Source organism: Mesorhizobium sophorae (genome assembly GCF_002270415.1).
Taxonomy (GTDB): domain Bacteria; phylum Pseudomonadota; class Alphaproteobacteria; order Rhizobiales; family Rhizobiaceae; genus Mesorhizobium; species Mesorhizobium sophorae.
Genome location: NZ_NNRI01000007.1, coordinates 1155582 through 1170543, shown reverse-complemented (window position 1 = coordinate 1170543; position 14962 = coordinate 1155582). Strand labels below are relative to the sequence as shown.

13 protein-coding genes are annotated in these 14962 nt (G+C 62.5%); 5 read left to right on the top strand and 8 right to left on the bottom strand.

Annotation, left to right across the window (positions count from 1 at the left end):
• Positions 1-233: 233 nt before the first annotated feature.
• The 5 genes from CGZ66_RS10095 to mnmE form a co-directional block, all read right to left on the bottom strand.
• Positions 234-1121: a ParB/RepB/Spo0J family partition protein gene (locus CGZ66_RS10095; protein WP_095083891.1), complete on the bottom strand. Its 888-nt coding sequence runs from the start codon at positions 1119-1121 to the stop codon at positions 234-236.
• 67 nt (positions 1122-1188) lie between these two features.
• Positions 1189-1989: a ParA family protein gene (locus CGZ66_RS10090; RefSeq protein ID WP_095084379.1), complete on the bottom strand. Its 801-nt coding sequence runs from the start codon at positions 1987-1989 to the stop codon at positions 1189-1191.
• A 42-nt stretch (positions 1990-2031) separates the two neighbouring features.
• The gene (gene rsmG / locus CGZ66_RS10085) at positions 2032-2664 is read right to left on the bottom strand and encodes a 16S rRNA (guanine(527)-N(7))-methyltransferase RsmG (protein WP_095083890.1); all 633 of its coding nucleotides are present in this window, start codon (positions 2662-2664) and stop codon (positions 2032-2034) included.
• Positions 2661-4541: a tRNA uridine-5-carboxymethylaminomethyl(34) synthesis enzyme MnmG gene (gene mnmG / locus CGZ66_RS10080; RefSeq protein WP_095083889.1), complete on the bottom strand. Its 1881-nt coding sequence runs from the start codon at positions 4539-4541 to the stop codon at positions 2661-2663. Before mnmG ends, rsmG begins: the two co-directional genes overlap by 4 nt.
• Before the next feature lie 245 nt (positions 4542-4786).
• Positions 4787-6118, bottom strand: coding sequence for a tRNA uridine-5-carboxymethylaminomethyl(34) synthesis GTPase MnmE (gene mnmE, locus CGZ66_RS10075; RefSeq protein ID WP_095083888.1), 1332 nt, complete (start codon positions 6116-6118; stop codon positions 4787-4789).
• Positions 6119-6178: 60 nt separating this feature from the next.
• Here mnmE and CGZ66_RS10070 point away from each other — a divergent pair, with 60 nt between their 5' ends.
• On the top strand, positions 6179-8197 hold the full coding sequence (locus CGZ66_RS10070; protein ID WP_095083887.1) for a thioredoxin domain-containing protein: 2019 nt from the start codon (positions 6179-6181) through the stop codon (positions 8195-8197).
• Positions 8198-8354: 157 nt separating this feature from the next.
• On the opposite strand, the gene rho is transcribed toward CGZ66_RS10070, so the two are convergent.
• From rho to hemE, 3 genes are all read right to left on the bottom strand, one after another.
• A complete protein-coding gene (gene rho / locus CGZ66_RS10065) occupies positions 8355-9620 on the bottom strand; it encodes a transcription termination factor Rho (RefSeq protein WP_095083886.1) in 1266 nt (421 codons plus the stop codon).
• Positions 9621-9784: 164 nt separating this feature from the next.
• Positions 9785-10273 carry a protoporphyrinogen oxidase HemJ gene (gene hemJ, locus CGZ66_RS10060; RefSeq protein WP_425352282.1) on the bottom strand — a complete coding sequence of 163 codons (489 nt, stop codon included), beginning with the start codon at positions 10271-10273 and terminating at the stop codon, positions 9785-9787.
• Between the two features lie 56 nt (positions 10274-10329).
• Positions 10330-11361, bottom strand: coding sequence for a uroporphyrinogen decarboxylase (hemE, locus tag CGZ66_RS10055; protein WP_095083884.1), 1032 nt, complete (start codon positions 11359-11361; stop codon positions 10330-10332).
• 404 nt (positions 11362-11765) lie between these two features.
• On the opposite strand from hemE, the gene CGZ66_RS10050 reads away from it, so the two are divergent.
• From CGZ66_RS10050 to coaE, 4 genes are all read left to right on the top strand, one after another.
• Positions 11766-12587, top strand: coding sequence for a pyruvate, water dikinase regulatory protein (locus tag CGZ66_RS10050; protein WP_095083883.1), 822 nt, complete (start codon positions 11766-11768; stop codon positions 12585-12587).
• A 299-nt stretch (positions 12588-12886) separates the two neighbouring features.
• Complete coding sequence (locus CGZ66_RS10040) at positions 12887-13486, top strand: Maf-like protein (protein WP_095083882.1); 600 nt, start codon at positions 12887-12889, stop codon at positions 13484-13486.
• The gene (locus CGZ66_RS10035; RefSeq protein WP_095083881.1) at positions 13479-14321 is read left to right on the top strand and encodes a shikimate dehydrogenase; all 843 of its coding nucleotides are present in this window, start codon (positions 13479-13481) and stop codon (positions 14319-14321) included. The genes CGZ66_RS10040 and CGZ66_RS10035 overlap by 8 nt, the downstream gene beginning before the upstream one ends.
• Complete coding sequence (coaE, locus tag CGZ66_RS10030) at positions 14318-14923, top strand: dephospho-CoA kinase (RefSeq protein ID WP_095083880.1); 606 nt, start codon at positions 14318-14320, stop codon at positions 14921-14923. The genes CGZ66_RS10035 and coaE overlap by 4 nt, the downstream gene beginning before the upstream one ends.
• The last annotated feature ends 39 nt before the right edge of the window (positions 14924-14962 follow it).

Genomic DNA, 14962 nt, shown 5'->3' with positions numbered 1-14962 from the left:
GCATTTCTCCCGTGAACGGGGAGAAAGGGGCTGGCTGCAACGCTGGCGCTTTCCTGCGACGTTGGCGACTGTCGAAACCGCTGATGACAGCGTCCCTCGCCCCGTTTACGGGGAGAGGATGCCGGCAGGCAGGTGAGGGGCGGTGCTGGCGTGCCAAGCACTTGGAATGACGAGCGGATTCGAGATAAGTAGGCTCTCGGGAATCAGCCGCCACCAGGATATTCGCCGGCTAACTACCGCTCCTGCTTCAGCCTGCGGCACAACTCGTCGAGCTGCTCGAGCGAGCGATACGCGACACGAAGCATGCCGCCTTTGCTCTTGTGGTCGATCGACACGATCATCCCGGTCGTGTCGGTCAACAGCTTTTCCAGCGCCAGCGTGTCGGCGTCCTTCTGCTCCTGGCTTGACGCCGGCTTGGCTTCCTTTGTCGTGCTGCCGGCCGGCATCTGCGCCAGCGCCTCCGCCTGGCGCACCGAAAGCCCTTCCTCGACGATGCGCTTGGCAAGCCCGGCCGGATCCTCCGCGGTCACCAGCGTGCGGGCATGGCCCGCCGACAGCGCGCCGTCGACCAGCATGTCGCGGATCACATCCGGCAGTTTTAAGAGCCTGAGCGTGTTGGCGACATGGCTTCGGCTCTTGCCGATCACCTGGCCGAGATCGGCCTGGGTGTAGCCGTGATCGTCGATCAGCTGCTGGTAGCCAAGCGCTTCCTCGACCGCGTTAAGGTCGGTGCGCTGGACGTTCTCGATGATCGCCAGTTCGAGCGCGGTGCGGTCATTGACCTCGCGGATGATGACCGGGATCTCGTTCAGCCCGGCGCGTTGCGCCGCACGCCAGCGCCGCTCGCCGGCGATGATCTCGTAGCGGCCGGCCTGTGTCGGCGACGGCCGCGCCACCACCGGCTGTACGACGCCATGCTCGCGGATCGAGTGGGCGAGGTCGGTGAGCTCGGCCTCGCCGAAATGCCGGCGCGGATTTTTCGGATTTGGGGTCAGGAACTCGATCGGCACCTTGCCGTCGGCGCTCATCCCCGGCTTTTCGGGTGCCGCAGGACGATCGATCTCGCCGATCAGCGCTGCCAGTCCCCGCCCCAGTCTTTTTCTCGAAAGGTCTTCGCTCATAACACTTCCAGTTAACATTCCTGATCGTTTCGGTATCGAATCGGCTCTTAATTAAGCATTCGGCTGATCAAGCGGCGCGCAATTTGCGCTCACGGCGGATCACTTCCGACGCGAGCTGCAGATAGGCCTGGCTGCCTGAGCATTTCAGATCGTACAGGATCGCCGGCTTGCCGTAGGACGGCGCCTCGGACACCCGCACATTGCGCGGTATGATGGTCTCGTAGACCTTGTCGCCCATATGCGCCCGCACATCCTGCACCACCTGGTTAGCGAGATTGTTGCGGCCGTCATACATGGTCAGCACAATGCCCTGGATGGTGAGATCAGGATTGATAGAACGACGCACCTGCTCGACGGTTTCCAGCAATTGGCTGAGGCCTTCGAGCGCGAAAAATTCGCACTGCAACGGTACCAGAACCGAATCGGCCGCAGCCATCGAATTCAGCGTCAAAAGATTGAGCGAAGGCGGGCAGTCGATCAGCACATAGCCGAAACCGGCCGAACGGTCGGCCGAGGCACGCAAGGCGTTGCGCAGCCGCAGCACCCGGTCCGGCGCCGAGGCGATTTCCATCTCGATGCCGAGCAGGTCCAGCGTCGACGGCACGATCGACAGGCCGGGCACCGCAGTCGGGATCGCCGCGGCTTCCAGATCCAGTTCGCCCGTCAAAACATCATAGGACGAGACCGTCCGATCCTTGCGGTCGATCCCGAGGCCGGTGCTGGCATTGCCTTGCGGATCGAGGTCGACGATCAGCACCTTTTCACCGATCGCCGCGAGCGCAGTAGCCAGATTGATGGCGGTGGTCGTCTTGCCGACGCCGCCCTTCTGGTTGGCTACGGTGATGATTCGGGGGCCATTCTTCATCATGGATCTATGCCAGAAATTCATTTTTGGGTCGCCTGGAGCAAATCAGACAGGTCGAAGATTCGACAGTTCGAGGATGACGCCATGTGGGTCGGTCACGCTTGGATGTTCTACCAGATCGAAGGCCCATCGGTGAACGCTTTCTTGCACTTCGGCGCGGTAATCCCGGCCTTTGTGGAACAGGCCACGCGCGCCTGAGGTCAGCCAAGGCGCCGACAGGTCCAGCAAGATGGAAAGCGAGGCCAAGGCACGCGCCGTGACGATCTGCGGCGCCGGGACCAGCGCATGACTGTCTTCAATGCGGCGCGCCACCACCCGCGCCGGCAGACCGAACTGGCCGATGACTGTCTGCAGGAACGACGCCTTTTTGCGATTGCTTTCAACCAGATCGATGCTCGCCCCATCGCGCTCGGCAAGCAGGAAGGCCATGACAAGCCCCGGGAATCCGCCGCCCGAACCAATATCGACCCAGCGATTCGCGGTCGGCTCGATACGCCCGAGCTGCGCGCTGTCCAGGATGTGACGCTGCCAGACGTCGGTTGCCGTCGACTGCGCAACCAGGTTGATGCTGCGGTTCCATTTCTGAAACATCTGTTCGAACGTCACCAGGCGGTAGAATGTTTCACGTGAAACCGGACCGGCCGCGTCCTGCAGGCTCTTCCAGGAGAAAGAGTTCACGCAACGTCCCTCTCGGGCCTCTGCGCACTCTCTTCATGGCGGACATGCGCGACAATGATCGCCATCGCCGCCGGCGTCATACCTTCCATGCGCTGGGCATCGGCTATAGAGCGCGGCCGCCGCGCCTGCATCTTCTGCTTCAGCTCGTTGGACAGCCCCGGCACACCGGCGAAATCGACCGTCTCCGGGATCATCCGGCTCTCTTCATGCTGGATCTGAGCCACATCGCTCTTCTGGCGATTGAGATAGACCGAATATTTCGCTTCCGTTTCGAGGCGCTCCGCCGTCTTGGCATCAATTGCCGCAAATTTCGGCTCGACGCGCGCCAGCCAGGCGACGTCGACACCGGGGTAGGCCAGCAGTTCATAGCCGGAGCGGCGCACGCCATCCCGGTTGATCTCAAGCCCATGCCGCGCCGCCTCGTTCGGGGTCATGGTCAGCGACACCGCCAGCTGACGCGCTTCGTCGAGCTGCTGCATCATATCGCCGTAGCGCTGCATCCGCTGCGCCGAGGCTATCCCCAGCTTCGCGGCGAGGGGCGTCAGCCGCTCATCGGCATTGTCGGCGCGCAGCGACAGCCGGAACTCGGCCCGCGAGGTGAACATCCGGTAGGGCTCGCTGATGCCGCGGCTGGTCAGATCGTCGACCATTACGCCGATATAGGCCTCGGTGCGGCTGAGCACGATCTGCTCGCTGCCGGCAGCACAACGCGCCGCATTGAGGCCGGCGAGCAGGCCTTGCCCCGCTGCTTCCTCATATCCGGTGGTGCCGTTGATCTGCCCGGCGAGAAAGAGACCACTGACGCGCGTGGTCTCTAGGCCCGTAGTCAGCTCGCGCGGATCGACATGATCATACTCGATGGCGTAGCCAGGCTGCAGCATGACGGCTCGCTCCAGTCCTGGGATGGTTTTCAGGATGTCCAGTTGCACATCCTGCGGCAACGAGGTCGAGATACCATTGGGATAGACGGTGTCGTCGTCGAGCCCTTCCGGCTCGAGAAAAATCTGGTGCCCGTCCCGGTCGCCGAACTTGACGATCTTGTCCTCGATCGACGGGCAATAGCGCGGCCCGACACCTTCGATCGACCCGGAATACATCGCCGACCGGCCAAGATTGGCGCGGATCAAATCATGCGTCGCCGCTGTCGTGCGGGTGATGCCGCACTCGATCTGCGGCGTCTCAATGCGATCGGTCATCAGCGAGAACGGCACCGGATCCTCATCCGCCGCCTGGCGATCCAGCGACGCCCAATCGATAGTCTTCCCGTTCAGCCGTGGCGGCGTGCCGGTCTTCAGCCGGCCGAGCTGGAAGCCGACGCGGCTCATGGTCGCCGACAGGCCGATGCTCGCCTGCTCGTTCATGCGGCCGGCGGCGATCTTCTTGTCGCCGATGTGGATGAGGCCACGCAGGAAGGTCCCGGTCGTCAAAACGACGGCGCCACAGGCGAGCCGCAGGCCGTTGGCCAGCAGAACAGCCGCAATCCGCCCATCGACGATCTCGAAGTCGAGAACCTCACCCTCGATCACGTCGAGATCGTTCTGGAGCCGAATCGCTTCTTGCATGGCAAGGCGATAGAGTTTGCGATCCGCTTGAGTGCGTGGCCCGCGGACCGCTGGCCCCTTGCGACGGTTGAGCAGGCGGAACTGAATGCCGGCGGCATCAGCCACCCGACCCATCAACCCGTCCATGGCATCAATCTCGCGAACCAGATGGCCCTTGCCGAGACCGCCGATGGCCGGGTTGCACGACATCACGCCAATCGTGTCGAAACGCAGCGTCACAAGCGCGGTGCTGGCGCCGGCGCGCGCCGCTGCACTCGCCGCCTCGCAACCCGCATGGCCGCCGCCCACCACAACCACATCATAGTGATCGGTCATTTACAAAACGTCCTGGACTAGAAAAAGGTTGAGCGACACATGTCCCCGCAAGGCGATGCTGTCAAGAAAACTCCGCGGCTCGTTTCACGTGAAACAACCCTGCGGCGAGTCTTTGCCATGTTTCACGTGAATCCTCGCTCCGAACAGCAGGGGCAATCACAGCTTCGCTCTGCCAGCGCCCGCGACTGTGTTTCACGTGAATCAAGGAGGTCGCCACAGCGAGCGCTGCCGGTGTTTCACGTGAGTCATTTTCCAATGCAGAACTGCGCGAAAATCACGTCCAGCATGTCCTCCACGTCGATGGCGCCGACGATTCGGCCGAGCCGGTCGGCGGCGAGCCGCAACTCCTCGGCCCGCAACTCCTGCCCGATGGCCCGGCCGTCAACCGCCCGGTGCAGATGCCGGTTTGCTTCGCCCAGTAACTCGACATGGCGCAGGCGCGACGGCAGAATATCGCCGGCGCTCCCGGCAGCACGCGCTGCCCGCCAGCCGATTTCCGCCAACAACGCGTCAACGCCGGCCCCATCGACGACCGAGATGACGTGATCGTAGCGCTTGGCCACACTGGCAGCCGCTTGGCTATCCAAAAGGTCTCGCTTGGTGCCGACCTGCAAGGCCGGAATCGCCGACGGGATCGAAGCCAACGCCTGCGGCTCAGCGACGTCCTGCAACAGCAACAACAGATCGGCGCTATCGGCCTTGGCCCTTGCCTTCTCGATGCCGATCGCCTCGACCTTCCCAGCCGCCTCGCGCAGCCCGGCGGTGTCGGTCAACCTGACGCGCAGTCCCTCCAGATCCAACACCACCTCGAGCAGGTCGCGGGTTGTGCCCGGCTCATCCGTTACAATAGCGGCATCGCGCCGCGCCAAGGCGTTGAACAGACTCGATTTGCCGGCATTGGGCGCACCGAGAATCACGACCTCGAACCCATCGCGGATAATTTCGGCGGCGCGAAATCCCGCAACGTGCCGGTCGATCTCGTCGATCATCGCCCGAACATCAGACCAGACCGTATCCGAAACGGAACCTGGCACATCATCCTCGTCGGCAAAGTCAATTTCGGCCTCGATCATGGCGCGGGCGTGGATCAGCCGGCGGCGCCAACTCAAATAGAGCTCGCTCTGAACACCTTCCGCATTCTGGACCGCAAAGCGCCGCTGCGCCTCGGTTTCGGCGTTGACGAGATCGGCCAGCGCCTCGGTTTCGACCAGGTCGACCTTGCCATTGAGGAAAGCGCGACGGGTGAATTCGCCGGGATCAGCATGCCGGACACCGTCGAAGCCGGTGATCGCATCCAACATCCTGGCCACCACCGCGCGGCCGCCATGGACGTGGAATTCAGCCACATCCTCACCGGTAAAGCTCGCGGGGCCGGGAAAGAAGACAACCAGGCCGTTGTCGAGCACGCTTCCATCCGGCGCTCTGAACTTGCGCAAAACCACAGCCCGGTCCTTAACCCTACCGCCGGCAATCGTTTCGATTACGAATCGAGTCTGTGGGCCGGAAATGCGGATGACGGCGACACCTGCTGGCAGGCGGCCGCTCGACAGCGCAACGATCGAATCCCTTGAAATCATTTGCCCGCTCTGTTGAACCGCCCTAGCTTCCCCGTTCAATCCTTGTCGGGTAGCCTCATCGTGACATTGCCTCCGCAAAACCTGCTTGCCGACGAAGCCAGCCCCTATCTGCAGCAGCACAGCGGCAATCCAGTCCATTGGCGGGCCTGGTCGCCGGCTTCGCTTGAAGAGGCGAGGGCGCTGGACAGGCCAATCCTGCTCTCGGTCGGCTATGCCGCCTGCCACTGGTGCCACGTCATGGCGCACGAGAGTTTCGAGAACGACGACGTCGCCGCCGTCATGAACCGTCTGTTCGTCAATATCAAGGTCGACCGCGAGGAGCGCCCGGACATCGACCAGATCTACATGGCCGCGCTGTCCTCGATGGGCGAGCAAGGCGGCTGGCCATTGACCATGTTCCTGACGCCGGACGGCAAGCCGTTCTGGGGCGGCACCTATTTTCCGCGCGAGCCGCGCTACGGCCGCCCAGGCTTCATCCAGGTGATGCAAGCAGTGGACAAGGCCTGGCGGGAGAAAAGGGCGAGCCTGAACCAGAGCGCCGACGGCCTGACGACGCATGTCGAGGCCCGGCTCGCCGGTTCGCATGCCAAAACAGTGCTTGATCACGACACCCTGGAAAACCTCGCCAGGGGCATCGACGGCATGATCGACCGCGATCTCGGCGGCTTGCGCGGCGCGCCGAAATTCCCGAATGCGCCATTCATGCTCACGCTTTGGCTGTCCTGGCTGCGCGATGGCAATTCCACGCATCGTGATGATGTCCTGCTCAGCCTCGACCGGATGCTGAGCGGCGGCATCTACGACCATATCGGCGGCGGGCTGAGCCGCTATTCGACCGACGCGGAATGGCTGGTTCCGCATTTCGAAAAGATGCTCTACGACAATGCCCAGCTCATCCGCTTCTGCAACTGGGCCTATGCGGTGAGCGGCAATAATTTGTTCCGGGTACGAATCGAAGACACCATTGACTGGCTGCTGCGCGAAATGCGTGTCGACGGCGGCGCCTTCGCCGCCAGCCTCGACGCCGACAGCGACGGCGAGGAGGGACTGTTCTACACCTGGAGCAGGGCAGATATAGAAGTCGCGCTTGGCGTCGATTCCCCTCGGTTTTTCAAACACTTCACGCTCTCAAGCCCACATGGCTGGGAAGGCAAGCCGGTTGTCCATCAAACCAGCTCGCAGCAAGCCCAAAGTGTGGTCGATCGCGACCAACTCGTGCCGCTCAAAGCGAAACTTCTCGCCATAAGGGAAGGGCGGGTCAGGCCGGGCCTCGACGCAAAGACCCTCACCGACTGGAATGGCCTGATGATCGCAGCCCTTGCCGAGGCCGGCCGGTCGTTGTCGCGGCGTGACTGGGTCGACGCGGCGGCAAAGGCCTTTGCCCATATCAACGCCGCCAGCCGCGACAACCGCTTGCCGCACTCGATGCTGGGCGCGAGGAAATTGTTTCCGGCGCTATCCAGCGACTACGCCGCCATGGCCAATGCGGCGATCGCGCTATTCGAAGCCACCGGCGACTGGAGCTATGTCGAGCAGGCCAATGGGTTCATCGAGCAACTCGACCACTGGCACGCCGATGCAGACAGGACTGGCTACTATCTGACCGCTTCCGACAGCACTGACGTGCCGATCCGCATAAGGGGCGACGTCGACGAGGCCATTCCTTCCGCCACCGGACAGATTATCGAAGCGCTGGTGCGGCTCGCCTCCGTCACCGGCGACCTCGACCTGCACGAGAAAGCCTGGAACGTCGCCGAGCATGCCGCCGGCCGAGCCGCGCAGCAGGCCTATGGCCAGGCTGGCATCGTCAACGCCTGCGCGCTGGCGATCGAGCCGCTTAAGCTGGTGCTAATTGATGATCCGACCAATCCTGAACTTGTTCCGGTTGCGAATCGAAACCCCGATCCGCGTCGGGTCGACATTATCGTTTCTATCGGTTCGGAAGCGAATCGACCCGTGCTGCCCGGTGGATTCCTGCCGCCGACCCACAGGCCGGGTGCCTGGCTCTGCACCGGTCAAGTCTGCCTTCCCGTTGTGACGAAGCCCAAAGAGCTCGCACACCTCTTGCGTCGCCAATAGGATCAGGAAACCTCGCCTTCCGCGCAGAAGAGGGAGTCCGCTGCTACATACGGCCACTCCGTATCGTGGATGCGACCTGATCCCGGACAATGAAAAACCCCATCCCGGTATGCCGGAATGGGGTTTGATGCATAGGCCGGATGTTTCGGCCAAACCGTTACGTGTTCATCGAATCGAAGAAATCCGCATTGGTCTTGGTCTGCTTGAGCTTGTCGATCAGGAACTCAATCGCGTCCGTGGTGCCCATCGGCGCAAGGATGCGGCGCAGCACGAAGATCTTCTGCAGGTCCTGCTTGGAGACCAGAAGGTCCTCCTTGCGGGTACCGGACTTCAAGATGTCCATGGCCGGATAGATGCGCTTGTCCGCAACCTTGCGATCGAGCTGGATTTCGCAGTTGCCGGTGCCCTTGAACTCTTCGAAGATGACTTCGTCCATGCGGCTGCCGGTGTCGATCAGCGCAGTCGCGATGATGGTCAGCGAGCCGCCTTCCTCGATATTGCGGGCGGCACCGAAGAAGCGCTTCGGCCGCTGCAAGGCATTGGCGTCGACACCGCCGGTCAGCACCTTGCCGGATGACGGCACAACCGTGTTGTAGGCGCGGCCGAGGCGGGTAATCGAATCGAGCAGGATGACGACGTCGCGGCCATGCTCGACCAGGCGCTTGGCTTTCTCGATCACCATTTCGGCGACCTGGACGTGACGCACCGCCGGCTCGTCGAAGGTCGAGGAGATAACCTCGCCCTTCACCGAACGCTGCATGTCGGTGACTTCCTCCGGCCGCTCGTCGATCAGCAGGACGATCAGATAACATTCCGGATGATTGGCAGTAATCGAGTGGGCGATATTCTGCATCAGAACCGTCTTGCCGGTACGCGGCTGCGCGTTGATCAACGCGCGCTGTCCCTTGCCGATGGGCGCCACCAGGTCGATCACGCGCGGCGAGATGTCCTTGCTGGTCGAATTGTCGATCTCCATCTTCAGCCGCTTGGTCGGATAGAGCGGCGTCAGATTGTCGAAGTGGATCTTGTGACGGATCTTTTCGGGATCGTCGAAATTGATGGTGTTGACCTTGAGCAGGGCGAAATAGCGTTCGCCCTCTTTCGGGCTGCGGATCGGCCCTTCGACCGTATCGCCAGTCTTCAGCGAAAAGCGGCGGATCTGCGAGGGCGAGATGTAAATGTCGTCGGGACCGGGCAGATAGTTGGCATTGGCGGAGCGCAGGAAACCGAAACCGTCCTGCAGCACCTCGACAACACCGTCACCGATGATCTCGATCTCCTGGGCGGCCAGTTTCTTCAGGATAGCGAACATCAGCTCCTGCTTGCGCATGACGCTGGCGTTCTCGACCTCGAGCGATTCGGCATAAGCGATCAGCTCTGGTGGCTTCTTGTTCTTGAACTCTGCGAGTTTCATTTCTTGCATAGACGGACTCTGAATCTGCTTTGGGGAAAATATATCGGCGGGATGCGACAAATGCCGGGCGCGGCCGAAAGCAATAAAGGGCGGCGCATGACGGGAAGGAAGACCCGTCTTTTATCGTCGCTTGGGTGAAAGAGCAAGCTGCGTTTTATGGGCCCTGCTAAGAGCTAAAACGGCTTGACGACAACCAGGATCACGATTGCGATCATCAGTAATGTGGGGATCTCGTTGATCATCCGCCAGTGCCGCGCCGGTTTTTCGTTGCGGTCCTCGGCAAATTTGCGCACCGCGCCGGCCAGATAGCCATGAACGGCGGACAATAGAAGCACGGCACCGATCTTGGCGTGCAGCCAGCCGCCGTGGAAACCAAAGCCTTTCCAGGCGAGCCACAGACCGAAAACCCAGGTGGCGATCATTGCCGGATTGATGATGCCGCGCAGCAGGCGGCGCTCCATCACCTTGAAGGTCTCTGACTGCACCGAGCCCTTCTCGGCATCCACGTGATAGACCAGCAGCCGCGGCAGATAGAGCATGCCCGCCATCCAGGAGATGACGGCAAGGATGTGGATCGCTTTCGCCCATAGATAGAAGCTGTCGGGCGCGACGAAAAACAGAAGTGCCGTGAGAACGACCAGCACGGCAATGCCGATCACCATCTGCATCATTGCCTGGCCGGTGCTGTTGGTGCTGCCAGTGCTGTTTGAATGAGTCATCAGCGGGTCGCGCTCCTCACCAGTTTCACCATTGTCTCGACATGCGCTATCGGCGTCTCCGGCGTGATGCCGTGACCGAGGTTGAAAATCAGCGGCCCGTCGCCCAGCGTTTTAAGGATGGCCTCGACACCATCGGATAGGGCTTTGCCGCCAGCAACGAGCCGCAAGGGATCGAGATTGCCTTGGACCGCACCCAAGCGCTGCAAATCCTTCGCCGCCACCAGGGGCACCGTCCAGTCGATCCCCAGGGCCGTTACTCCGGTCTTCTGGCGATAGGTCCGGTACCGCGCACCGGCCCCCTTGGGAAAACCAATGATTGGAACATCGGGATGAACCGCCCGGACCCGGCCAACGATCTCGGCCACCGGCTGAACGCAGAACAGGTCGAACGATGCATCATCGAGAACGCCCGACCAGGAATCGAAGATCTGCACCACATCCGCACCGGCCTCGATCTGGCGGATAAGATAGGCGGCCGAATGATCGGCAAGCACTTTCAGCAAATGTTGAAAGGCTTCCGGCTCGCGATAGGCAAACAGCCGCGCCGGCCCCTGGTCGGGCGTGCCATGGCCGGCAATCATATAGGTCGCCACCGTCCAAGGCGCGCCGCAGAAGCCGATCAGCGTTGTCTCATCGGGCAGTTTTGACCGCAGCCGGCGGACCGTCTCGTAGACCGGTTCGAGATTCACGTGAAACGTTTTGCTTTCCAGAGCTGCAATCTCTGGCGCCGTGATCGGCGTCAGCAGGGGGCCGCGCCCCTCTTCGAAGCGTACGTCGCGGCCAAGCGCGTGCGGAACGACGAGGATATCCGAGAACAGGATCGAGGCATCGAAGCCGAAGCGCTCGATCGGCTGCAAGGTCACTTCGACGGCAAGGTCGGGATCGTAGCAAAGGTCGAGGAACGAACCGGCCCGCCGGCGTGTCTCGCGATATTCCGGCAGATAACGCCCGGCCTGACGCATCATCCAGAGGGGAGGCGGAAACACCGTATTGCCCTTCAGGACGTCCAGCATGATCCGTTTCTGGGGCATCGAGCGCTCGCTTCTCCAAGCCTCTCTATAATCAAAGATTCTTATATCTAAGATTCTTCTGATTCTAAGAGTCTGTTGGTTGTGGTGGTTGTCACCTGTCCCGCTTTGCCCACAAAAACACCAGCCAGCATATTGTCGCGCGCTTACCTCTACAAACTGTAGGGTTCTGGGGAAAGTCCGGAATCCATGACTGGAGTCAAGGCGTTAGGAACCGCAGGGAAAAGCCGTCCCTGTGGACAGGCGAGAGACAAAAGACGCCGTCCCCAAACTTGTCCCCAGCCGTCCGGCGAAGCTGACAGTGCGACGAATTGTGGACAAACTGCCATCTGATACAGTCACCCGTGACCGGCCCGTCTTTCCATCCCGCTTTATCCACAGCCGCCCACAGCCTGGAGTGACCCCTTGTGAACAAACCCCAGAGCTTCTTCCACCTGCACCTGATTTCCGACGCGACCGGCGAAACGCTGCTAGCCGCAGGCCGGGCGGCTTCCGCGCAATACAAGGATGCGCGGGCCATCGAGCATATCTACCCGCTCATCCGCACCGAAAAGCAGGTGGCCAAGGTGTTCGAGGACATCGAGGAAGAGCCGGGCATCATCCTCTACACGGTCGTCGACCAGAAGCTGGCGCGCGGCATCGACGAGCGCTGCGCGACCATGGGCCTGCCCTGCGTGTCGGTGCTGGAGCCGGTGCTGACCGTGTTCCAGTCCTATCTCGGCACGCCGGCCGGTCGCCGCGTCGGTGCCCAGCATGTTCTCGACGCCGAATATTTCCGCCGCATCGACGCGCTCAATTTCACCATGGAGCATGATGACGGCCAGCTGCCGGCCAATATGGACGATGCCGACATCGTGCTGATAGGCATCTCGCGCACGTCGAAGACGCCGACCAGCATCTATCTCGCCAACCGCGGCATCAAGACCGCCAACATCCCGATCGTGCTCGGTGTGCCGGTGCCGGAGAGCCTGGTCAACGCGAAGACCCCGCTGATCGTCGGGTTGATCGCCACAGCAGAGCGCATCTCGCATGTCCGGCAAAACCGAATCCTCGGAAACAGCAGCACCTATGAGGCGAGCGACTATGTCGACCGAGCCGCCATCACCGAGGAGCTCGCCTACGCCCGCCAGATCTGCACGCGCCATGGCTGGCCGATGATCGATGTCAGCCGCCGCTCGATCGAGGAAACGGCGGCGGCGATCGTTGCCCTGCGCGGCAAGTCGAGATAAATGAGCGAAAAGTGAGTTTTCCGAGTCTTCTCCAGGCGAAATCTAGCCGAAAGTCGGTGCTGCCCCTCACCTGCCTGCCGGCATCCTCTCCCCGTATAGTGACGGGGAGAGGGGCGCTGCCATCGATGGTTTCGCCAATCGCCAGCGTAGCCGGAAACAGCGTCGGCGCTGAAGGTGCCCCTTTCTCCCCGTCACTATGCGGGAAGAAATGTCCGGCAGGACAATGAGGGGCAGCGCCCACTTTACCGACTAGAGATGCTCATACTCCAACCGCGCCTGTCTCTGCGCCCGAGTGCAAAATGACCGAAAAAATCATCCTCGCGTCTAGCAGTCCGTTCCGCAAGGCGATGCTCGTCAATGCCGGCGTCGACGTCGAGGCAGTTGCGGCCGATGTCGACGAGCGGGCGCTCGAGGCGCCCTTGCAGGACAGCGGTGTCTCGCCCGAAGATGTCGCCCTGGTGCTGGCCGAGGCCAAGGCGACCGAGGTCAGCGAGCGCAGGCCGGGCGCCCTGGTGCTCGGCTGCGACCAGACGCTGTCGCTCGGCGACGAGGTGTACCACAAGCCGGCCGACATGGAAGGCGCGCGCCGTCACCTGCTGGCGCTGTCGGGCAAGACCCATCAGCTCAACAGCGCCGCCGTGCTGGTCCGCGATGGTCAGGTGCTGTGGCGGCATGTCGGCATCGCCAGCATGACCATGCGCAAGCTCGACCCAGCCTTCATCGGGCGCCATCTGGCTCGTGTCGGCGCCAAGGCGCTGGCCAGCGTCGGCGCCTACCAGGTCGAGGGCGAAGGCATCGAGCTCTTCGAGAAAATCGAGGGTGACCATTTCACCATTGTCGGCCTGCCGCTGCTGCCGCTGCTGGCCGAACTTCGTGCCCTTGGAGTGATCGATGGCTGAGCCGATCAAAAAGGCCTTCGTCACTGGCCATCCGATCAGGCATTCGCGCTCGCCGAAGATCCATGGCCACTGGCTGGCCCAACATGGCATCGACGGCAGCTACCAGGCCATCGACGTGGCGCCGGAGGACTTTGCTCAATTCCTGGCGACGCTCCAGGCGGACGGTTATCGCGGCGGCAATGTCACCATTCCGCACAAGGAGGCTGCCTTCGCGCTGGTCGACCGGCGTGATGAGGCGGCCGAAGAGATCGGCGCCGTCAACACGCTGTGGTTCGAGGACGGCATCTTGTGGGGCGGCAACACCGACGGTCACGGCTTTGCCGCCAACCTCGACGATCACGCGCCGGGCTGGGCGAGCAACGGCCCGGCGGTCGTGCTTGGCGCCGGCGGCGCGTCGCGCGCCATCATCCATGCACTGAAACAACGCGGTGTCGCCGACATCCGCATCGTCAACCGCACGTTGGCCCGGGCGGAGGAATTGCGCGATCGCTTCGGCGCCGGCGTTTCGGCGCATGGCATGGCGGCGACCGGCGAACTGCTCGCCGATGCCGGCCTGCTGGTCAACACCACGGCGCTCGGCATGCACGGCAATGAGACCCTTGCCGCCGATCCCGCCTTGCTGCCGGACCACGCCATCGTCAACGACATCGTCTATGTGCCGCTGGAGACGCCGCTGCTTGCCGCTGCCCGCGCAAGGAAGCTGAAGACGGTCGACGGTCTCGGCATGCTGCTCAACCAGGCCGTGCCCGGCTTCGAGCGCTGGTTCGGCGTGAGGCCGCAGGTTACGGCCGGATTGCGCGCGCTCATCGTCGCCGACCTGGTGCCGAAACTATGATCGTGCTCGGTCTCACCGGCTCGATCGGCATGGGCAAGTCGACGACGGCCAGGATGTTTGCCGAGGCCGGCGTGCCGGTTCATGATTCCGACGAGGCGGTGCATCGCCTCTATGCCGGCAAGGCCGCGCCCTTGGTCGAAGCGGCCTTTCCCGGCACGACGGACGCCGGCGTGGTCGATCGCGCAAAGCTGGGCGCACGCGTGCTTGGCGACGCCAGCGCGCTGAAGCGGCTGGAAGCCATCATCCACCCGCTGGTGCGCGCCGATGCCGATGCCTTCCTGGCGCGCAACCGGGCCGCCGGAGCGCCGCTTGCGGTGCTCGACATTCCGCTGCTGTTCGAAACCGGCGGCCGCAACCGCGTCGACAAGGTCGTCGTCGTCACCGCCGCGGCCGAAGTGCAGCGCCAGCGCGTGCTGGCGCGACCGGGCATGACCGAGGAAAAACTGGCATCGATCCTGGCCAAGCAGGTGCCGGATGCGGATAAGCGTCGTCAGGCCGATTTCATCATCGACACTGGACAAGGGATGGACGCCGCCCGCGCGGCGGTCAAAGCTATCGTTGCGGATCTGACCGGGGATAAGTCAAGGAATCCCATCTCCTGAAGCCAGGCCGTCAGCATTGCCCATTGCCATTTTGTTCCG

Excerpts from the sequence above, each read along its gene's own strand:
- CGZ66_RS10090 (WP_095084379.1), bottom strand. The coding sequence starts at position 1,989 with ATGATGAAGAATGGCCCCCGAATCATCACCGTAGCCAACCAGAAGGGC.
- CGZ66_RS10095 (WP_095083891.1), bottom strand. The coding sequence starts at position 1,121 with ATGAGCGAAGACCTTTCGAGAAAAAGACTGGGGCGGGGACTGGCAGCG.
- hemE (WP_095083884.1), bottom strand. The coding sequence starts at position 11,361 with ATGCCCCAGAAACGGATCATGCTGGACGTCCTGAAGGGCAATACGGTG.
- rho (WP_095083886.1), bottom strand. The coding sequence starts at position 9,620 with ATGCAAGAAATGAAACTCGCAGAGTTCAAGAACAAGAAGCCACCAGAG.
- hemJ (WP_425352282.1), bottom strand. The coding sequence starts at position 10,273 with ATGGTGATCGGCATTGCCGTGCTGGTCGTTCTCACGGCACTTCTGTTT.
- mnmE (WP_095083888.1), bottom strand. The coding sequence starts at position 6,118 with ATGATTTCAAGGGATTCGATCGTTGCGCTGTCGAGCGGCCGCCTGCCA.
- mnmG (WP_095083889.1), bottom strand. The coding sequence starts at position 4,541 with ATGACCGATCACTATGATGTGGTTGTGGTGGGCGGCGGCCATGCGGGT.
- coaE (WP_095083880.1), top strand. The coding sequence starts at position 14,318 with ATGATCGTGCTCGGTCTCACCGGCTCGATCGGCATGGGCAAGTCGACG.
- CGZ66_RS10035 (WP_095083881.1), top strand. The coding sequence starts at position 13,479 with ATGGCTGAGCCGATCAAAAAGGCCTTCGTCACTGGCCATCCGATCAGG.
- CGZ66_RS10040 (WP_095083882.1), top strand. The coding sequence starts at position 12,887 with ATGACCGAAAAAATCATCCTCGCGTCTAGCAGTCCGTTCCGCAAGGCG.